At 47.7% G+C, this 19,172-nt stretch carries 17 protein-coding genes; 12 read left to right on the top strand and 5 right to left on the bottom strand.

Annotated elements, in window-relative coordinates; translation table 11 throughout:
- Window positions 1-67: 67 nt before the first annotated feature.
- The 5 genes from CWM47_RS19035 (at window position 68) to CWM47_RS19015 (ending at window position 4,644) form a co-directional block, all read left to right on the top strand.
- Window positions 68-493, top strand: a complete 426-nt coding sequence (locus CWM47_RS19035) for a helix-turn-helix domain-containing protein (protein WP_100989807.1) — start codon at window positions 68-70, stop codon at window positions 491-493.
- A 75-nt stretch (window positions 494-568) separates the two neighbouring features.
- Window positions 569-1,657 (top strand): AAA family ATPase, encoded by a 1,089-nt coding sequence (locus CWM47_RS19030; protein ID WP_100989806.1) that lies wholly within the window; start codon window positions 569-571, stop codon window positions 1,655-1,657.
- Window positions 1,654-2,268, top strand: coding sequence for a DUF3226 domain-containing protein (locus tag CWM47_RS19025; RefSeq protein WP_100989805.1), 615 nt, complete (start codon window positions 1,654-1,656; stop codon window positions 2,266-2,268). Before CWM47_RS19030 ends, CWM47_RS19025 begins: the two co-directional genes overlap by 4 nt.
- Window positions 2,265-3,335: a M42 family metallopeptidase gene (locus CWM47_RS19020; RefSeq protein WP_100989804.1), complete on the top strand. Its 1,071-nt coding sequence runs from the start codon at window positions 2,265-2,267 to the stop codon at window positions 3,333-3,335. Before CWM47_RS19025 ends, CWM47_RS19020 begins: the two co-directional genes overlap by 4 nt.
- A 571-nt stretch (window positions 3,336-3,906) precedes the next feature.
- Window positions 3,907-4,644, top strand: coding sequence for a TlpA family protein disulfide reductase (locus tag CWM47_RS19015; protein ID WP_157815998.1), 738 nt, complete (start codon window positions 3,907-3,909; stop codon window positions 4,642-4,644).
- Between the two features lie 14 nt (window positions 4,645-4,658).
- Here the strand turns inward: CWM47_RS19015 and CWM47_RS19010 are convergent, their stop codons facing one another.
- Both CWM47_RS19010 and CWM47_RS19005 read right to left on the bottom strand, forming a co-directional pair.
- Window positions 4,659-7,646, bottom strand: a complete 2,988-nt coding sequence (locus tag CWM47_RS19010; protein WP_100989802.1) for an outer membrane beta-barrel family protein — start codon at window positions 7,644-7,646, stop codon at window positions 4,659-4,661.
- Window positions 7,647-7,689: 43 nt separating this feature from the next.
- On the bottom strand, window positions 7,690-8,523 hold the full coding sequence (locus CWM47_RS19005) for a GLPGLI family protein (protein WP_100989801.1): 834 nt from the start codon (window positions 8,521-8,523) through the stop codon (window positions 7,690-7,692).
- A gap of 232 nt (window positions 8,524-8,755) precedes the next feature.
- Here CWM47_RS19005 and CWM47_RS19000 point away from each other — a divergent pair, with 232 nt between their 5' ends.
- From CWM47_RS19000 to CWM47_RS18990, 3 genes are read left to right on the top strand one after another with little or no spacing between them, the layout of a single operon-like run.
- Window positions 8,756-9,505, top strand: coding sequence for a helical backbone metal receptor (locus tag CWM47_RS19000; RefSeq protein ID WP_100989800.1), 750 nt, complete (start codon window positions 8,756-8,758; stop codon window positions 9,503-9,505).
- Window positions 9,502-10,086: a Uma2 family endonuclease gene (locus CWM47_RS18995; RefSeq protein ID WP_100989799.1), complete on the top strand. Its 585-nt coding sequence runs from the start codon at window positions 9,502-9,504 to the stop codon at window positions 10,084-10,086. The genes CWM47_RS19000 and CWM47_RS18995 overlap by 4 nt, the downstream gene beginning before the upstream one ends.
- Window positions 10,083-11,123 carry an AraC family transcriptional regulator gene (locus tag CWM47_RS18990; protein WP_100989798.1) on the top strand — a complete coding sequence of 347 codons (1,041 nt, stop codon included), beginning with the start codon at window positions 10,083-10,085 and terminating at the stop codon, window positions 11,121-11,123. Before CWM47_RS18995 ends, CWM47_RS18990 begins: the two co-directional genes overlap by 4 nt.
- A gap of 18 nt (window positions 11,124-11,141) precedes the next feature.
- Here CWM47_RS18990 and CWM47_RS18985 read toward each other — a convergent pair whose 3' ends face one another.
- Entirely contained in the window at window positions 11,142-11,486 is a 345-nt protein-coding gene (locus CWM47_RS18985; RefSeq protein WP_100989797.1) for a DUF4260 domain-containing protein, read from the bottom strand.
- A 30-nt stretch (window positions 11,487-11,516) separates the two neighbouring features.
- Between CWM47_RS18985 and CWM47_RS18980 the strand changes: the two genes are divergently transcribed.
- Window positions 11,517-12,341, top strand: a complete 825-nt coding sequence (locus CWM47_RS18980; protein WP_100989796.1) for a M15 family metallopeptidase — start codon at window positions 11,517-11,519, stop codon at window positions 12,339-12,341.
- Between the two features lie 116 nt (window positions 12,342-12,457).
- Here CWM47_RS18980 and CWM47_RS18975 read toward each other — a convergent pair whose 3' ends face one another.
- Complete coding sequence (locus CWM47_RS18975; RefSeq protein ID WP_100989795.1) at window positions 12,458-13,321, bottom strand: sugar phosphate isomerase/epimerase family protein; 864 nt, start codon at window positions 13,319-13,321, stop codon at window positions 12,458-12,460.
- A 108-nt stretch (window positions 13,322-13,429) separates the two neighbouring features.
- Between CWM47_RS18975 and CWM47_RS18970 the strand changes: the two genes are divergently transcribed.
- The 3 genes from CWM47_RS18970 (at window position 13,430) to CWM47_RS18960 (ending at window position 17,273) form a co-directional block, all read left to right on the top strand.
- The gene (locus CWM47_RS18970; protein WP_100989794.1) at window positions 13,430-14,578 is read left to right on the top strand and encodes a glycoside hydrolase family 5 protein; all 1,149 of its coding nucleotides are present in this window, start codon (window positions 13,430-13,432) and stop codon (window positions 14,576-14,578) included.
- Window positions 14,579-14,622: 44 nt separating this feature from the next.
- On the top strand, window positions 14,623-16,365 hold the full coding sequence (gene ggt / locus CWM47_RS18965) for a gamma-glutamyltransferase (RefSeq protein ID WP_100989793.1): 1,743 nt from the start codon (window positions 14,623-14,625) through the stop codon (window positions 16,363-16,365).
- A gap of 272 nt (window positions 16,366-16,637) precedes the next feature.
- Window positions 16,638-17,273, top strand: coding sequence for a YciE/YciF ferroxidase family protein (locus tag CWM47_RS18960; RefSeq protein ID WP_100989792.1), 636 nt, complete (start codon window positions 16,638-16,640; stop codon window positions 17,271-17,273).
- A gap of 292 nt (window positions 17,274-17,565) precedes the next feature.
- Here the strand turns inward: CWM47_RS18960 and CWM47_RS18955 are convergent, their stop codons facing one another.
- Complete coding sequence (locus tag CWM47_RS18955; protein ID WP_100989791.1) at window positions 17,566-19,149, bottom strand: amidase family protein; 1,584 nt, start codon at window positions 19,147-19,149, stop codon at window positions 17,566-17,568.
- Between the last annotated feature and the right edge of the window lie 23 nt (window positions 19,150-19,172).

Raw genomic sequence — 19,172 nt, 5'->3', positions numbered from 1 at the left:
CAAAATTGCGTTATCATACCGAAAAACCTTGTCAGTTCTGGTTTAGATTTTATCGTTGACACTTGATATGAGCACCCACATCAACCGCGGTCCGGCCGAAAAAATACGCTTACAGCGCCTTCAGCGCGGTTTATCGCAGGAAAACATGGCCGATTTACTCAATCTGTCCACAACGGCTTATGGCGACATTGAACGCGGAAAAACCGACCTGACCCTCTCCCGACTGGCCCAAATTGCAAACGTTTTGGCAATATCGCCACTAATTCTGCTAACGGATGAGGCCCTACCCGCCCAGGTTGTCGACATAAGAGCCGATGAACTGGCTAGTCACGAACTCGAAACCCTTCGCCTTGTGGTCGAGAAACAACAGCTCGAACTGGACAAACTGCGCCTGGAAGCCGACTATTGGAAGCGCAAATACGACGACCGGATTGCGATGGAAGTGCTGCGCTCGATGGGCGTAGAGCAAAAACGGGAGCGGATTGGGTTTTGATCGACAACGCAGGAGATACCTGTCCATTTAGTACATTTGTTCGCAACGCTTCCTTTAGCGAAGCCAGCCTTATTTATGGAAAAGCAACACCTCACCTACTTCAAAATTGAGAACTTCAAGCGGTTCGACTCCTTCGAGATGAGCAACCTGGGGCAGTTCAACCTGATTGTGGGAGACAACAATGTAGGGAAGACGTCGGTGCTGGAAGCGTTGACGTTTGATGAGGATATAAATAGATTGGCTCACGCTTATTTATCAATGGCTGTAACTCGACACAAACACAATTTTGCTGATGGGCTCAATAAAGAATCAATTCAGGCAACGGATTTTTGGTCCTATTTTTTTAAAAGAATTAGCGAACCCATAAATGTTCAAATCAATCAGAATGAAAAATATTCGATAAGCATCTTAGCGCAGAATAATCTTAGCGAAATCGATAAAGTATTTATCAGGAATAATATAGTTTCTAATTTATCTAACAAATGGTTAAAGTTAAACTCTACTATAAATGGAAATGAGAGTTTTAATATAACTGGAGCTTACTTTGAAAATCTGAATCTAAACATAGATCATTATACACCTTTCGTTGAAGCAAATGCTAATTACACTAACTCTTTAGTTGACTTTTTTTATGAATACTTTAATTCAAATAAAGAAGCAAGGAAAGAATTAGAGCGTAATTCAAAGATGTTCATTAGCGATATAGAAGAAATACGAGTACACAAATTCCGTGCAAACCAAGAAGTTCTTTCCCTTACATTGTTTGATAACAATGGAATATTTCCAATAACTCGATATGGTGATGGAACAGTAAAAGTGCTTCGAATATTGATGGAGATATCTATTACAAAAAATCGACGTTTAATGGTCGATGAAATTGGTTCAGGCATTCACTTCACCCGTTTGAAAGGTTATTGGCAAATAATCATTCAGCTCTGCGCGAAATACAACGTGCAGCTTTTCGCTACTACTCATAGTCTTGAATGCCAGCAAGCATTCGTAGAAGCCTTGGAAGATTCAGAAATGCAGCAGTATCAAGCCGACGCCCGAAATATAACCCTGCTTGAAAATAAACAAGGAGACGTAAAAGCCTTTACTTATACCTTCGAAGAGTTTGAGTTTTCGCTTGCTAATGGCATTAATACGAGAGGAGGGCAACGATGAGTAGTGTACAATTTTACGTAGAAGGTCCAAGCGACCGTAAATTCTTAAAAGACATCATTCATTATTGGTACAATAAAGAATTACCCGACTCATACATTGATGTATTAGATGGAAAGGATAATCTCAAACATCGTTTTGAACAAGTTATTCATTTAAACAAGATAAATTTCGCTCAGAACCAAGAGAACAAAATCCATAATGTTGTTATTCTTGATGCCGATGATGATTTTACACAACGAAAAGAAGTTGTTGCTAAACTCGCGGCTATTTATCAATTTGATTTTTTTCTTTGGCCTAACAATAGCCAGACAGGCGATTTGGAATCTATTTTGGAAATCATTTACAATCCTACTCACCAGCCATTTTTTGACTGCTGGCAAGTGTACGAAAGTTGTTTAAGCTCGAACGAGTTTTATTATCTCCCCAATCGGAAGGGCAAAATTTTTGCTTACCTCGAATCTATACTTGGTCATTCTGAATCGCAACGCGATCTTATAAGCAAACCCGATAAGCGTAACTTTTTAAATAAGGACCACTGGAATCTTGACCCAAAACACCTGCCCCTCAAAGCACTAAAAGAATTTTTAGACCCGTTTTTTAGCATCCAATGAACGAACACAGTAAAAGTTTCCTGTATCAGTACCTCAACAATGCCTCACCCACCGGCTTCGAAGCATCGGGGCAGCAGATTTGGCTGGATTACCTCAAACCCTATACCGACGAGTACATTGTCGATACGTATGGCACCGCCGTTGGCGTAATTGGACCCGGTAAGGGCTACTCTGTCGTGATCGAAGCGCACTCCGACGAGATTTCGTGGTTTGTCAATTTCATCTCCGACGATGGCTACCTGTTCGTGCGCCGGAATGGTGGTTCCGATGCGGTCATCGCGCCTTCGATGCGGGTAAATCTGCACACAAAGAAAGGCGTTGTCGAAGGTGTCTTCGGCTGGCCCGCTATTCACGTTCGCGATCTGGCTAAAGATACAGCCCCCAAAGTAACGGACCTGTTCATCGACGTGGGGGCCGCCACCAAGCAGGAAGTGCTGGACATGGGTATTCATGTTGGCACCGTTTGCACCTTTGTGGATGGCCTGATGGAATTGAACAACCGGTATTATGTTGGCCGCGCACTCGACAACCGGATGGGTGGTTTCATGATTGCTGAAGTAGCCCGACTCCTGAAAGAAAACAACGTAACTCTGCCATTTACCTTATACATCGTCAACGCCGTTCAGGAAGAAATTGGCCTGCGTGGCGCCGAGATGATCGCTCGTCGGCTCAAGCCCGATCTGGCTATCTGTACCGATGTAACGCACGACACGCAATCGCCGAAGTACGACAAAAAAGAACAGGGTGACCTCAAATGTGGTGATGGTCCGGTGTTGTGCTACGGCCCTGCCGTACAGAACAATGTACTTGATTTTCTGATCGGTGTGGCCGAACAGCAGGAAATCGCGTTCCAGCGTCAGGCGGTTAGCCGTTCGACGGGCACCGATACCGATGCCTTTGCCTATGCAACCGAAGGTATTGCATCAGCCCTGATTTCGTTGCCCCTCAAATACATGCACACCACCGTTGAAACCGTCCATATGGACGATGTGCAGAATGTTATCAAGCTCATGTACGAAACGTTGCTAGCCCTGAAAGGCAATGAGGATTTTCGGTATATAAAATAGAGGTGAAGTCCCGCGCTGATTAGTGCGGGACTTTATATCAAATTATACGAATGAGTTTACTATTTCAAAAATTGTACAGTTCATAAACTGATGACTTGGTCAGAATAATTTAAACTATCTGAGTAAGTAGTTTACCTTAGTCAAGGTAAAATACTTACTCAGTATCAACTACTATTTCGTTAATAAAAGCACTATAGAAGCCGTAAGTATTTTACGCACTCGTTGATAGCTAATAGAGAATATTGCTAGTCTTGTTAACGCCCATTGACTAAGTACAATTAACTAAATAGCTGCTCTAACTACCACCATTTGCATATTCATTAATTGCAAAAATAAAGCGTATCGTTGCTAAGTAATTCTATCAAATACAGTATAAGTAAATCGTATTGCTAACTATAAACTGGTTTATAAACTCTACCTGTTTTAGATAATTTTTAATTTTTCCGACGTCTAATTTCGTTTAATTTCGCTTTATACATTGTTATCGTCCAGCGATTAAGTGCGTTCATTATTCCTATACAAACAGTTAATTAGCGCATACCTATACAGTTTCTCATTAAACGTTATGAAGATGAAATCAATAAGCTGCCTGCTTGGGTTGCTTGCTTTTGCTGCCCTGACATCCTGCCATACGAGCCATACAACGGTAAATACCAATAGCCAAAAGAAATTACCCAGCGATGCAGCTAAAATAGATCTTCCTGTTTCAGAAGGGATCAAAGACAATTTCACCAACTTCGTTAAATTGGGTTATCAGAAAGGCGAAAAAGTCAACGACTTTACTCTCTACTCGCTGGATGGAACGAAATACTCCTTATCCGAAATTCTGACAAGTAATAAACCCTTACTGCTGATTTCGGGAAGTTATACGTGCGATATAAGTCGCCGTAATATGCCGGACATTAATTTGTTAACAGCACGTTACAAAGGCAAGATCAACACCTATATCGTTTATACGATTGATGCGCATCCGTCGGATATTGCTAGTCCTTATTCAGCGAATAATCGTGTAGATATTGCCTCGGCAAATACCCGGGATCATATAGAAGCGCAACAGGCAAAAACCTATGGTGAACGGAAGGTACTGGCAAAAAAATGGCAACAGCAAAATGCGTTAACAGTCCCTGTTTTAGTAGATACACCTACGAATGATTTTTGGCTGGCCTTCGGTCAGGCACCCAACATGGCTTATTTAATTAATCCCGACGGAACGGTTTATTACAAACAAGTCTGGTTTAAATTCTCTGACTTAGATGATTCAATCAGGAACTGGCTGCATACGCAACCTAAAAATACAACATCCCCTTAGGTGCATCACATCAACTAGCCATTCCTCCGGAAACCGCCCTGTCCCCGCTGCCCTCCCCCATTCTGCTGCTGAAATGGATCGCGTGGAGCCGTAACGCCCGCACTGAAACTACGTAGGTTATACACAAAACTAATCATGAAATAGCGGTTCAGCACCCGACTCCGTACTTCTTCGGTATACGTGTCGGTTACGTTCCGTACGATACTCTGGTTCTGGTTCAGCAAATCGAATGCCTGAAAGCGCAGCTCTCCCTGATTCTGCTTGAACAACTGCCGGGCCAGGGTGGCATTCCAGAGCGTGTAGGACTGGTTATAGTTGGCCGAACTTCCGCCGTAATGATTGAAATAAGCGTTGGTGGAAAAGGTAAACTTCAGCGGTAACTGGTAATAGACATCGAGCGTAACTGTCTGATTCAGGAAGGTTGTGTTCTGCTGCGGTTGCAACGAGTACTTCGCTGATTGCCAGTTAATATTTCCCGACAGGTTCAAGTCCAGCTTCTCCGTAAAATTTGAGCTTATCGTAGCGCCCTGCCCAATCAGCCAGTTTTTCGCCTGATTGGATTGGTTGTTTATAAAGCTCATTCCCTGATTATAGGTCAGGTTAGTCGATAAGTTCAGGTTCGTTTTTTGCGCCCCCAACTTAAGCGGTCGGCCAATGACAAACGACCCGTTCACCGTATAATATCCATTGGTATTTACAGGCGTTGTCGTCTGCGCGCCCGACTGGTTGAATACCGTTGAGTTAACGATTTTGTTATCCGTTCGGCTGGCGTTCAGGAAAACAAACATATTTCGGAACGTAGCCGCATCAAACTGATTGTAGTTCAGGGATAGCGTATGGCTGTATTCCGGTTGCAGACCGGCATTACCTAACTGAATATTGAGCGGGTTGGTGTTGTTGGGCACCGGCTGCAACTGGTTTACCGATGGCGCATTGATCCGGGTCCGGTAGTTGAATCGGAGCCTCCGGCTTTTCGCAAAATTGTAAGTCAGTAACGCGTTTGGTAACAGGTTTGAAAACGTGCGGTTCAGGTTTGTTTCGCGCGGTCCGCCGATGCGACTAAGGTTATCGGAATTAAGGCTTGCCTGCTGCGCGTCCAGACCGAACGCGTAGGTGTATTTCAGCCGCTTCGTTTGCCACGTCAGCCCACCCCGATTCGTTACATAGTCGTTCACGAAGTTGTTACTCAACAAGGGATTTAACTGGTCGTACTGGTTCGTTAGTCCGTTAAAATCGTTCACCGCCCGGTCCGACGTATTATGATTATTAGACAGATTGTAATGAAATTCAAGGGTTTGGCGCATCGACAGCGGTTCCGTATAACTTACATTGACCGTGTTGGTCATCGAATGCGTTTGCTGGTTGTTGCGTTGGTTAATGGTCTGCGTAGTAATACCCGTTACGGTATCCTTTGTGATAATGCCCGACGTCAGGCTGGTCGACGAGCCGTTAAACTGGTTGACCGACTTATTGATTCCTTCATTATCCTGGTTGTTGAAGGCGATGTTCCAGTTGACCGAAAAACTCCGGCCTTTTTTCTGGAATTTACGAAAGAGCAGCAGGGAGTTATTGCCGGTGAAGCCACTACCATTTGAGTTATAGTTGGTCTGGCTCGAATTGGCCAGAACACCTTCATTGGTAAGCGTTCTGGCTTCGCTTTGGTTGTTATAGGTTGAATTTAGCCACGACAAACTCGGAATAACCCGGATCGTCGTCATCGAGTCGATTCGGTAATCGAGCCGAAGATTGACCCGCTGATTTGTATTGGTATTATCCGACCCGTTGGTTTGGTCACGAACAAATCCGGCATCCGTTCGTGTAGGAATTGTGCCGGATGTGCCGCTGGGAATCACGTTCTCCCGGTGACTTTGCTGGTTGGTGAGGGTGTTGGTGTTGCTGGCGTTATAGCTGCTGACCACGTCAATCTTTTTGCCCCAGCCATCGCGGTAATTGATGCCTGTTGCCCAAGACGTTGTAATGGCATTGCTACCCACCTGACCGGCGCCGTTACCACTACCACCACCAGCTCCACCACGAACTACGTTGCTACCTCCACCACCACCCTGCCCTTGTCCGGCTCCGCCAAAGTTATTACCAAGTCCTAAATCCGAGGCCGTAAAGCCCTGCTGATTCACGTTATTGGCCATACCCAGCACCGAAATCTGACGGCCATTATTAAACCGATTGAAACTGACTCTGCCTGAATATCTCGCATCATCGCCCGGCTTTGGCCCTGCGCCAATGGTCTGCTGGCCAAACGACCCTTTCCGCTTGTCTTTCTTGGTGGTAATGTTGATGGTTTTTTCCCGGTCGCCATCGTCCACACCCGAGAAAGCCGACTGTTCAGAAGCCTGATCAAAGAGTTGCACTTTGTCGATAATATCAGCGGGAAGGTTGCGGGTGGCCATTTTAGGGTCGTTGCCAAAGAATGGTTTTCCATCTACCAATACTTTTGTAATGGCCTGGCCCTGTGCTTTTACGTTACCGTCACGATCAACCTCTACGCCCGGCAGTTTCTTCAACAAATCCTCTACCTGTGCATTGGGACGGGTTTTGAACGAACCCGCGTTAAACTCCAGCGTATCGCCTTTAACGGCAATGGGCGCCCGCTCGCCCTGCACCGATACTTCGGTCAAGGTTTGCGACTGCGCTACCAGATCTATTGTACCAGCGTCGGTTGTGGGGTTAGCACCTGTAACCGAAACCCGCTTGGCGCGACTGCGATAGCCTACATATGAGATGAGTAACCGATACTGGCCTTCAGCGATTTTGGGGAACGTAAACTGTCCCTCACCATCGGTAATACCAAACGACACCAGCGATGAGTCTCGGGCCAGCAACAGTGAAACCGAGGCTTCAAGAAGTGGCTTTCGCGTGAGCGAATCGACAGCCTGCCCACGAATAGTAGACTGCGCAAAACTGCTGAAGCTAATGAATAATGTACAATGAGTAAGGAATAACGCAAATCGGCCCAATTGCTTAACAGTCAGTAAGTTTTTCATTTTCCATTATACATTTTTTCACTTTACATTATTCCTTATAAACCTAGTTCTGGCTCCGCATGGGCATATTCTGCATCATTTTCTGCCGAAAATCGGCCATGCCCTTCCGGCGGATTTGCTCCATTTCCTCGGCTGTTATACTCTTGGCCTCTTTGGGTGGCTGTACACTGGCTTCGGCTACGGCCTCCATCGACACACCCGTTGCTTTAAAGGACTCACTATCCGATTCAATTTGTAACACAACACCTTTAGGGGGCGTCAGGTCGGCAACGGGCGAGTAAGTAAACGGCAAGTCGGTAGTGTACCAAACGGTGTAGGTTTCTTTCTTGCGTGTGGCCGTGCCTTTGTGGCATAGATAGCCCGCAATTTTCTTCGTTTTGTCAACCGCCGTCCAGTCCGTAGCAGCTGGCATAGGCTTTTCGGAACGGTAAATATCACTATGGGTTGAGTCTTTTTTTACGGTCAACACGTCGACCCGCTGGTGATTGGCCAGATCAAGAAATGTCTGTTGGTCAAATGGAGGTCTCATGTTAACATTTCGCGGACGACCTTCCCGAACGCCACCAGCTCCATCCGGGCTACCTTCAACCCGGCGCATCATCATTCCGCCTTGCCCGCGGTCACGCTCTTCTTTAGCCATAGTACCCGAGAACACCAGTTTTTGGGTGAATGACATCACTTCAGGTGCACCTTCGGGAGCATCGGGGGCACCGGGGCTACCGGGCCGAACTTCCTGGCCATTGATGACCATCCGCATTTGGGAACGGTCAATCTGGCGCATACCTTCGTATGTAATCTTGCCCGACACAGGCGTTTGTCCGTAGAGTGTCGTGACGCAAAGCCCGACAGCAACAAGAGTGAAAAGGGACTGTTTCATTTTATTTAAAAAGTAAAAGAGCGGTGAAGTTTATCGGTTTCAATACAGCCTCATAAAGCCTGTGACGGTCTTTTTGAGCTGTGCTGGGTAGGTAACTAAAAGCTGGTTGCCTTCGTAAATGAAGGATTCCTATGGTAAACGTTGCATAAAATTTAAAGCTCTCAAGCAAAACTTTGTTAAAAGCGGTTAAAAAGGATCTGAGTTGCCTTTTTTTGCTACTGAAAGTCTGTCTATGAACCCCAAACGTATTATTTCGCTGGTTCCCTCGCAAACCGAATTGCTATTCGATCTGGGGCTGGATGATGAACTGGTAGGTATCACAAAGTTCTGTGTTCACCCCACCGATAAAGTTAAGTATAAGGCGGTGATCGGTGGCACAAAGACGGTGAATCTTAATCTGGTTAAAGCGTTAAATCCTGATTTGATCATTGCCAATAAAGAAGAAAACACGCGCGAACAGGTCGAAGAACTCCAGCAACTCTATCCCGTTCACGTGACAGACATGAGGACTTTACCTGATGCGCTGAACATGATTCGTGAGGTCGGAACGCTGGTTGGTAAACGTCTGAAAGCCGAAACGATGGCACAGCAAATCGAACATGACCTTGCTCCCCCACCGGTTGCTTTACACCTGGATGTCGCTTACCTGATCTGGCGAAAGCCCTACATGGTGGCTGCCAATGACACATTTATTCACGCTATGCTGGATGTAGCCGGTTTCAAAAATGCGTTTCCCAATCAAACCCGCTACCCCGTAGTTACGCCCGACGATGTGCAGAGTGCGCAACCTGATCTGATCTTTCTGTCATCGGAGCCTTACCCGTTTACGGAAAAACACAGGACCGAGTTGCAGACAATTTGCCCGTCGGCGCGGGTGATGCTGGTGGATGGCGAAATGTTTTCCTGGTACGGAAGCCGATTGTTGCGGGCTTCCGACTATTTTAGGAACTTGCGTAACGAAATCGCCCGGCACGACTCATGATTACCGACATCTCACAACTTGACCCCAACGGCACTTACACCTACGCCGATTACCTGAAATGGCAGTTTGACGAAAGCGTTGAACTCATCAAAGGGAAATTATACCGGATGTCGCCCGCGCCCAGACGAGCGCACCAACTGGCTGTAAGTCATCTTCTGGTGGACATTAGTATTTTCTTCGGCGATCAGGATTGTCAAATTTACACAGCGCCTTTCGATGTGCGATTGCCGGTTCGGAATGAACGCAAACCCGACCAACTGCACACCGTTGTTCAGCCCGACCTGTGTATAATATGCGATCCAGCCAAGCTGGACGATAGTGGGTGCCTAGGCGCGCCAGACTGGGTTATTGAAATTACCTCGCCCCGCACGATCAAGAAGGACTTCAACGAGAAATACAATTTGTATGAGCAATCGGGCGTGAAGGAATACTGGATTGTTGTGCCGAAGGAAAACATCGTCCATGTGTATGTTCTGGAAAATGGCGAATACGCGTTGGTCGATATTTACGAATCAGGCGATATTCCCAGCCGGACATTTCCCGAGTTAACGATTCGCTACGAACGGATTTTCCCTAAATGACCCACCTTAAACCTGACGATACCCTTTCTGTTGGCTCCATCAATTTGATCCTGTTTGCCGCCCGGCAACAGGGAGCGGATGCCGATATGCTGGCTCGTGCGGTTGGCATTACGCCCGATCAGCTTCGTGACCCCGACGGTCGGGTGTTGATTCGGCAGGTACAGGCCCTCTGGCGGGAAGTCGTTTCCGTTACAAATGACCCGGCCATTACCCTGAAACTTGGTGAACTGGTCAACCCGCTAACGCTGGGCGTGTTGGCCTATGTCATGATGCATAGCCCAACGTTAGGAAAGGCATTCGACAAACTTTGCCACTATCAGGCTATTGCCTGCGAAGGTGTGCAAACTACGGGCAAGCTTATTCCATCCGACGATCCATCCAGTTCAACGTATATCCTGTCACTTCACATAACCAGCCCCGATATTATTTACGTTGATCATACCCTCAACTCAGAGCTATCAATTTATCTATCGGTCATTCGTGCCTTAACCGGTCAACAGATCACCGCACAGGAAATTCGGTTTGCTTACCCACGCCCGGCCAACACGTGCGAACATGAGCGTGTTTTTGGCCCGGCCAAACTCACGTTCGATGCCAATGAAACCGCTATGCTTCTGGATGCAACTATACTGGATACACCCATCTTAAATGCAAATCCAAATCTGTTTCCACTTTTCGAGAAACATGCCAGCGACATCCTCAGTCAGCTTCAAACGCCATCCCTAAAAAGTCGGGTTAAGGCCGAGATTGTTTCGATGATGAAAGGCGAAGAACCAGCGTTGACAACAATAGCCGACCGGCTGGCGATGGGTGTTCGAACGTTGCAGCTTCACTTGAAAGATGGTGGCACAACCTATCAACAGTTGCTGGATGAAACCCGCAAAGAGTTAGCAATTAGTCATCTTCGTGAGCCAAATTTCAGCACAACCGATATTGCTTACCTGCTGGGATTTGCCGAACCAAGTGTATTTTTCCGTTCCTTCAAAAAATGGACCGGTCAAACACCAGGCGCCTACCGATTGGCTCAGGCTTGGTAGTGCAGTTTTCCACTCGTGTTATAAACTCTCCAGGCTCGTATGCTTGAAACTGTCAGAATACTTGAGGCCGTAGCCCATGATGCGATCCATGCTGGAGTGAGCAAAAAGGATAACCCCAATGAGCATCAATAATTGACTGCCCATCATCAAGCCTAGTAAGCCAATGACAATGCCCAATCCCTTATAATGGACCATATTGTATAAAACGGCTCCAATGGCCGGATTAATCAGGTAACCAATCATGCTTATGTCGGGAACAAGAATAAGGGCAGGAAACCACCACCAGGCGAAACTAAGGCGAGAGAATAGGTAGATAGCGGCCAGAAATTGAATCAATTCTTCGGATTTTAAGAGCGTTTTCATGTGATTGTCTGTGTCAAAAGTACATTACAAATGTCCGGTGAAGTGCCCGTCCAGTCGCTGACCAACTATGCAAATCGACTGACCAATTACGAAAACTTAAACGTCAAGAAAACGATGACAAAATCGATCTATTTGCCTCAAGCCTTACTCACTATCCTGTCTGTTGGTTTACTAACGTCTGCTCTGGCGCAGCCTACACCAACGACCTTCAACCTTCCGAAAAGCAAGTATGGTCTTCCAGTGGTAAATGACGCAGGGATATACAAACAGCTTGTTGCAACAGACCCCGACAATGAACTGGTCGATATGCGCACATTGATTCCCGATGCCCAGTTCGACGTTACCTACGCCACCACCAATAACCTGGTCAAGCGAAAACTGTACCCCACCGCCGATGTGTTTATGCGAAAGACAGCGGCACTGGCTCTTCAAAAAGCCAGCCAAAATCTAGAGAAACAGGGATTTGGTTTTATATTCTTCGATGGTTACCGCCCGTATGCCGTAACGGAGATTTTCTACGAAGTTATCAAAGACACCACCTTCGTGGCCGATCCGCATAAAGGCTCCCGCCATAATCGGGGTATGGCGATTGACCTGTCGCTATATGACCGAAAAACCGGCAAACGCCTGTCGATGCCATCCGATTACGACGAGACTACACCTCGCGCTTTCCAGTCCTTCATGCAGTCGGATAGTGCTTCACTGGCTCACAGGGCCGTTTTACGATCGGCGATGGAAGGGGTTGGTTTTGCCATTTTCCCGTGGGAGTGGTGGCATTATGATTTCAAGGGTTGGGAAAGCTGCTTTACCTATGATTTGTGGCATGACGCCATTCGCAAAGCGAATAAAAAGTAGCGCGGATGGAAACCCGCGACTGCCTACATATAATCGCGGGTTTCCACCCGCGCTACGGACATTAAAAAGGGCCGCCCATCCTCTTGATGAGCGGCCCTTTTTGTAAACCTATCTAATTACTCCTTCAAACTTTTGAGATAAGCAATGCTTTTAGGCATTTGCTCGTACTCCTTATTGCTTTCGTCTTCGATATAGTAGTGCTTCACCCCTGCTTTTTTAGCTAAACGAATTATCTCCGGGATATTCACCTGACCATCACCAAGCGTTACATCGTTTTCGGCGGGGGTGCCACCGGTCAAATCACCTTTTATGCCTTTTTTAAGGTCTTTCAAGTGCATCAGTTTATAGCGGCTGCCGTATTTTTTCAGTAACGCAACAGGGTCAGCTCCGCCATGCTGTGTCCACAAAATATCCATCTCGAACGATACATACTCAGGGTTGGTATTCTTGACAATGTAGTCGTACAAGGTACCATCTTCATACGGGTGGAACTCGTAGCCGTGATTATGGTAGCACAACGTAATGCCATTGTCTTTCAACACTTTACCTACCCGATTGAAATCTTCAACGGCTTTTTTAGCATTGTCGAGGTTAAAATTCGCCTTTTGATGAGGAATCCAGGCCACCATAACAAAAGAAGCACCCAGCGCTTTTGCCTTATTGACGGCATCCATTGGGTCTTTCACGATCTGTTCGTATCCGGCTCCTGTAGCTGAAATTTTGATACCCCGCTCATCGCAGAGTTTTTTAAATTCTGCCTCTGTCATGCCCTTGGGTGCGCCCCCTTCCATATCAGTAATACCGAGTGCCTTGATGGTATCTAATGTAGCGACTACGCTTTTGGGAAAGCTGGCACGGTAGGTATAGGACTCAACGCCCAACGGAAACGTATAGAGTGGTTTGCCTTTCTGGGCAAAGCTATCGGTAATGCTCAGCGCAATGGCCGTTGTCAGACACAACGAGAAAATGGTTTTTTTCATGGTTATAGGTTTTAATCGGTTTCCCGAAAAGGCTGCCTTTACCTTACTTTTACTTATGCAGGACGTTTTGATTTCAGTAGATTCAATCTAGTATAGGCTCTTTTTCACATGCAACGACGAACGTTTATTCAGAACACGGGTTTGCTTACGGCAGCCCTGAGCACCGCCGGACCGGAGCTTTTGGCTGTACCGTTACAACAAACCACAACAAAAAATAAGTTACCCAAATGGAAGGGTTTCAATCTGCTGGATTTCTTCTCGCCCGACCCCTCCAAGAGTCGCCGGGCTACCGAAGAAGACCACCTCAAATGGATGCAGGACTGGGGCTTCGACTTTGTTCGGCTACCGATGGCGTATCCCTATTACCTCAAATTCGACCGGAGCCGGAACATCACCCCCGACGAAGTTTATCAAATTGACCAGCAGGCCGTTGACCGGATTGACCGGTTGGTTTCTATGGCCCATAAGCACAATTTGCATGTTAGTCTGAACCTGCACCGGGCACCGGGCTACTGCGTCAACGCGGGCTTCAATGAGCCTTACAATCTCTGGACCGATCAGGTTGCGCTCGATGCGTTTTGCTTCCACTGGAACATGTGGGCTAAACGTTATAAAAACGTATCGTCGCAGAAAATCAGCTTCGACCTGCTGAACGAGCCCAGCCTACGGGCTGATATGAACGACCAGCACGCCAAACACAGTACCGTTCCGGGGGAGATGTATCGAAAAGTAGCGCTGGCCGCTTCGGAGGCCATCTGGAAAGAAAACAAGACTCACCTCATCATTGCCGACGGCAACGATACGGGCTCATCGGTCATACCATCCATTGCCGATCTGAACATTGCCCAAAGTTGTCGGGGCTATACGCCGGGAATCATTTCGCACTACAAAGCACCCTGGGCCAACAAAGACCCCGAGCACCTGCCCGAACCCAAATGGCCGGGTCAGGTTGGCGATAAATACCTGAGCCGCGCCATGCTCGAAACGTTCTATCAACCCTGGATCGAGCTGGTCAACAAAGGCGTTGGCGTGCATTGTGGCGAATGCGGCTGCTGGAATAAAACGCCCCACGATGTGTTCCTGGCTTGGTTTGGCGACGTGCTCAGTATTTTATCGGCCAACGGCATTGGCTTTGCCCTTTGGGAATTTATTGGCGATTTCGGCATTCTAAACTCGGGCCGTTCCGACGTGGTTTATGAAGACTGGCACGGCTACAAGCTGGACCAGAAGTTACTGGATTTGATTAGAAAAGTATAAACATTTTGACAAAAGCCCCCTTTTATTAACCGCACATACCCTACATGAATATCCGTGGCCTTGCCTATTGTTTAGGACTGATCTGGTTTGCTGCCTTTCCAATCTACGCCCAATTGACTGGCAAGGGTGACCGGATTACAGGGCCTAATTTCGCTACCCGAAGTCCCATATTGGGCCGTCATGGCATGGTAGCCACCAGTCATCCGCTGGCTACCCAAATTGCCCTGGACATTCTCAAACAGGGCGGTACTGCCGTCGATGCCGCTATTGCCGCCAATGCCGCTCTGGGCGTAGTAGAACCCAATAACGGTGGTATTGGTGGCGATTTGTTTGCTATTGTCTGGTCGGCGAAAGACCGCAGACTATATGGTCTCAATGCCAGTGGCCGCTCACCCAAAGGGCTGTCATTCGATGCCTTACATACAGTACTGGAGAAACAGCCGCAGATTCCTCTGTATGGCCCCCTATCGGTGTCTGTACCCGGAACAGTCGATGGCTGGTTTACATTGCACAAGCGTTTTGGCAAGTTACCCATGCAAATGCTGCTGGCCCCGGGCATTCGCTACGCCCGCGAAGGCGTTCCCGTTCCGCAGGTGATTGCCTATTCATGGCAGGTAGCCGCAGCCCGTCTGGCGGCCAGCGAAGCCGTTGTCCAGGAGTTTGACAATTTTCGCCGAACGTTTCTGATCGATGGGAAAGCACCCACTGAAGGTCAGGTATTTCGTAATCCAGACCTTGCCGCTACTTACGAGAAACTGGCGAAAGGCGGGCGGGATGCATTTTACAAGGGAACTATAGCCGACGCCATTGACCGTTACGCCCGTCGAACAGGGTTGTATCTTCGCAAAGCTGACTTAGCCACCCATCAGAGTACATGGGTTGATCCGATATCGACGAACTACAGAGGGTACGACGTTTTTGAATTACCACCCAACGGCCAGGGAATTTCCGTTCTGCAAATGCTGAACATCGTGGAAGGTTTCGACCTGAAAAGCATGGGGCATAATAGCGCCGAGTATCTGCACGTGCTGGTTGAAGCCAAAAAGCTGGCTTTCGAAGACCGGGCCAAATTCTATGCTGATCCCGACTTTGCTAAATCGTCGATCAACTGGTTACTTACGAAAGATTACGCAACTTCCCGCCGAAAATTAATTGATCTTAAAAAAGCCTCTGAGCATCTGGATGCTGGTGACCCGGCCCTCCGCGCTGGCGATACGGTATACCTGACTGTGGCCGATGCGGAGGGTAATATGGTTTCGCTGATTCAAAGCAATATGCTGGAGTTTGGCAGCGGTATGGTTCCCGATGGGCTGGGCTTCGTCTTTCACAATCGGGGTACAAGTTTCACGATGAAGCCCGATCACGCGAATGTTTATGCACCGGGAAAGCGGCCCTTTAACACGATAATTCCCGGTTTCGTCGTCAAAAATGGAGAGCCCTTTTTGAGCTTTGGCGTCATGGGGGGTGCCCTGCAACCACAGGGCCATTTACAGGTATTGTGCAACATCATCGACTTCGGCATGAATGTACAGGAAGCGGGGGATGCGGCCCGGTTTAGTCATTCGGGGAGTAGCGAACCCATTGGTACGCTGATGACAGATGGTGGCCGACTGGCGTTAGAAAGCGGCATCTCGGCACAGGTACGAACAGAACTGGAAAAGCGAGGTCACCATTTGGTTCCAACCGATTTCTTCGGCGGGTATCAGGCTATCCTGTGGGACCCTGTTAATCGAATTTATAGAGGAGCCACAGAAATGCGCAAGGATGGCCAGGCGGCAGGCTACTAATGTCAGCTTATCGAGTGACCGAAATCAATAAACTTATATGCACAAATAGTCTATTTTTAGGGGCAAAACTATTGCTTACTTAACGATGACATTATCGTTACCTGGATTACATTTCGGTATGACAGTGGTTGATAATTCGCTACGTATTTTGTAGAAAATTATAACCATAGGCTAGTAAAAATAATACCCTATGTATCAGATAATCAGCATATGGCATAGATTTGGCGGTACGTTTTTCGATAAAACAATAAACATTAAATCATTTAAAAATTATGGCAGCCCTGGCAGATCGAATCGCAAGCTTTTTTAGTGGAAACGATTCCAATACAGACGAAGGATTACGGGACCTGTTTATTAGTGAATTAAAAAGCGTCTACTATGCCGAGAAGCGGGCCGTCGATGCGCTGGGCGACCAGGCAGAAGCCAGTACAACCAACGAGGTAGGAAGTGCTTTTATTAATCATCAAAACGAAAGTCGGGTACAGGTAGAGCGATTGGAAGAGATTTTCAGGATTATTGGCATAAAAGTAGCCACACACACATCCGACACCATCGACGGACTGATCAGTGATGCCAAACGAGTTATTTCAGAAACCGAGCCAGGCTCCCTTACACGCGATGCCGGCCTTATTATTGCCGCTCAAAAGATTGAGCATTACGAAATTGCAGCCTATGGCTCCCTGCTGACATTAGCCAAAACACTCGACTTCAGCCAGTCGGCAGAGTTGCTCGCCAAAACGCTGGAAGAGGAGAAAGAAGAAGATCGCAAATTGACAATTCTGGCTGAATCGTTTGTCAACAACCGCTCTAAAGAAGAGGAAGAAAAGCACCCCGGCAGTCATCACGCCAGCCGTCATATACCCGGTTCGGATTCGAACGTCACGCTGGGTGGCCCGCTGGGCATATAAAAATTCACTTGCTGTTTCTCAAAAATACATAAGCCCGCAGATGTTATTTTCTGCGGGCTTATGCTTTATAACGTGAACAATAAACATAAAAGGATTTAACCACAGAGACGGTCCGCCGATGCGGCACGGAGAACAGAGAGGTTTATTGGGTAACTTTCTATCCTTTCGAACCTCTTTGTTCTCCGTGCCGCATCGGCGGACCGTCTCTGTGGTTAAATCCTTTTTTTTATGCTAATTCAATCCACTATTCTCGAGCCTGTCTAAACGTCAACTCAATGAGGATTTGAGAACATTACTGAATAGTCTCAGCTTTGCGCTTCCGTTTCGACAGAACTGGTGTGCTGTCGGGCGGTCGGCGGTGGTGCGTGGCTTGCTCGTATGCATAGGCTAATCGGATGAGCGTTGGCTCGCTAAACGGCCGACCGAAGAACTGCAAACCGGCTGGCAAATTCTCATACGTAAAGCCCATAGGAACCGAAAAAGCCGGAAACCCAGTTGGGGGCGATAACGCATTGTTGTTCGTTCCTGAAGGCGTATTCAAATCACCGATTAGCCGGGGCGGGTAGCTGAACGACGGATACACCAGCACATCCACCTGCGTCGAATCCATAGCCCGAAGTAACAACTGGCGTAATTGTTCGCGCAATGCCAGATTTTTAGCCCAGCCTTTATGCGCTTCGGGAGCCAGCGTGTCGGCCTGTGCATCCAGCAATGACTTTTCGAGATAGGGGTGAAACTGCTTCGATTTGATAATGGACGCCAGCGTTTTGTGCGGAGCATTTGGCCCCAAACTAGCCAGATACAGATTGAAATCGCGTCGTAACTGCGGAATCGTATCAAAGGATTTATTGATCGTATCCAACTCGGGCACCCGAACCGAATCGATTACGATAGCTCCGGCAGCCCGAAGTTCATCCAGCGCCTTATTGAACAGGGCATAAACCTGGGGGTCTGAATTTTTCGGCATAACCATTTGCCGAAAAACGCCAATACGAGCTCCTTTCAGCCCATTTTTGTCCAGAAACTGCCGATAGGTTTGCGGAATTTTACCCGCACTATGCTTCGTTACGGTGTCGGCCTTGTCATACCCCGCAATTACATCGAGCACACGCACAGCGTCTTCTACAGTTCGGCAAATGGGCCCGCCGGTATCGTTAGTCATGGCCAACGGCGCAATGCCATCGCGACTGACAAGGCCCAGCGTTGGTCGGAACCCAACCAGACTTTGGTGAGAGGCTGGTCCCCGAATAGAGCTTCCGGTATCGGTACCGAGTCCAATGGCACCAAAATTGGCCGTGACCGCAGCCGCCGTTCCCCCGCTCGACCCGGCCGTTGTCCGTTTCGTATCATACGGATTTCGTGAATAGCCCGGCAAAATAGAACTTACCGAAAACTGCCCCGACATGGCAAATTCGGCCAGATTCGACTTCGCAATAATAATGGCCCCGGCTTCCCGAATTCTCCGCACAACGAAAGCATCATCGGGCGGAATCGACGTCTTCATGGCCAGTGTGCCGTTGGTTGTTGGCATGTCGTAGGTGTCGTAATTGTCTTTCACAATGACCGGTATACCATGCAGCGGTCCTGCCATTTTGCCGGTAATCTTAAAAAGCGAATCGAGCCGACGGGCTTCGGATAACGCTTTGGGATTGACCATGATGATGGCATTCAGGTAAGGCCCCTGCTTGTCATAGGCCGCAATCCGATCCAGATAGAGCTGAACCAGTTGCACGGCGGTCAGTTTTCCCGCTTGCATGGCGTCATGCAGACTGGATACGGTAGCTTCCTGTAGGTGCCTGGCCTTGAACGACTGTGCATTGACAGAGGCAGTCAGAAGCGCGCAAACAGATAAAAGAGAAAGTATGTGTTTCTTCATTTAGCAGAATAAAGAATAACTTT

The organism is Spirosoma pollinicola, from assembly GCF_002831565.1.
GTDB classification, from domain to species: Bacteria; Bacteroidota; Bacteroidia; order Cytophagales; family Spirosomataceae; genus Spirosoma; species Spirosoma pollinicola.
The sequence above is the reverse complement of the archived record's forward strand: the minus strand, read 5'-3'. Positions and strand labels throughout refer to the sequence as shown.

Coding starts and splice junctions, on each gene's coding strand:
- ggt (WP_100989793.1), top strand. CDS start 14,623: ATGAATATCCGTGGCCTTGCCTATTGTTTAGGACTGATCTGGTTTGCT.
- CWM47_RS18975 (WP_100989795.1), bottom strand. CDS start 13,321: ATGAAAAAAACCATTTTCTCGTTGTGTCTGACAACGGCCATTGCGCTG.
- CWM47_RS18960 (WP_100989792.1), top strand. CDS start 16,638: ATGGCAGCCCTGGCAGATCGAATCGCAAGCTTTTTTAGTGGAAACGAT.
- CWM47_RS18955 (WP_100989791.1), bottom strand. CDS start 19,149: ATGAAGAAACACATACTTTCTCTTTTATCTGTTTGCGCGCTTCTGACT.
- CWM47_RS19020 (WP_100989804.1), top strand. CDS start 2,265: ATGAACGAACACAGTAAAAGTTTCCTGTATCAGTACCTCAACAATGCC.
- CWM47_RS18985 (WP_100989797.1), bottom strand. CDS start 11,486: ATGAAAACGCTCTTAAAATCCGAAGAATTGATTCAATTTCTGGCCGCT.
- CWM47_RS19000 (WP_100989800.1), top strand. CDS start 8,756: ATGAACCCCAAACGTATTATTTCGCTGGTTCCCTCGCAAACCGAATTG.
- CWM47_RS19035 (WP_100989807.1), top strand. CDS start 68: ATGAGCACCCACATCAACCGCGGTCCGGCCGAAAAAATACGCTTACAG.
- CWM47_RS19010 (WP_100989802.1), bottom strand. CDS start 7,646: ATGAAAAACTTACTGACTGTTAAGCAATTGGGCCGATTTGCGTTATTC.
- CWM47_RS18990 (WP_100989798.1), top strand. CDS start 10,083: ATGACCCACCTTAAACCTGACGATACCCTTTCTGTTGGCTCCATCAAT.
- CWM47_RS18970 (WP_100989794.1), top strand. CDS start 13,430: ATGCAACGACGAACGTTTATTCAGAACACGGGTTTGCTTACGGCAGCC.
- CWM47_RS19005 (WP_100989801.1), bottom strand. CDS start 8,523: ATGAAACAGTCCCTTTTCACTCTTGTTGCTGTCGGGCTTTGCGTCACG.
- CWM47_RS19015 (WP_157815998.1), top strand. CDS start 3,907: ATGAAATCAATAAGCTGCCTGCTTGGGTTGCTTGCTTTTGCTGCCCTG.
- CWM47_RS18995 (WP_100989799.1), top strand. CDS start 9,502: ATGATTACCGACATCTCACAACTTGACCCCAACGGCACTTACACCTAC.
- CWM47_RS19030 (WP_100989806.1), top strand. CDS start 569: ATGGAAAAGCAACACCTCACCTACTTCAAAATTGAGAACTTCAAGCGG.
- CWM47_RS18980 (WP_100989796.1), top strand. CDS start 11,517: ATGTCCGGTGAAGTGCCCGTCCAGTCGCTGACCAACTATGCAAATCGA.
- CWM47_RS19025 (WP_100989805.1), top strand. CDS start 1,654: ATGAGTAGTGTACAATTTTACGTAGAAGGTCCAAGCGACCGTAAATTC.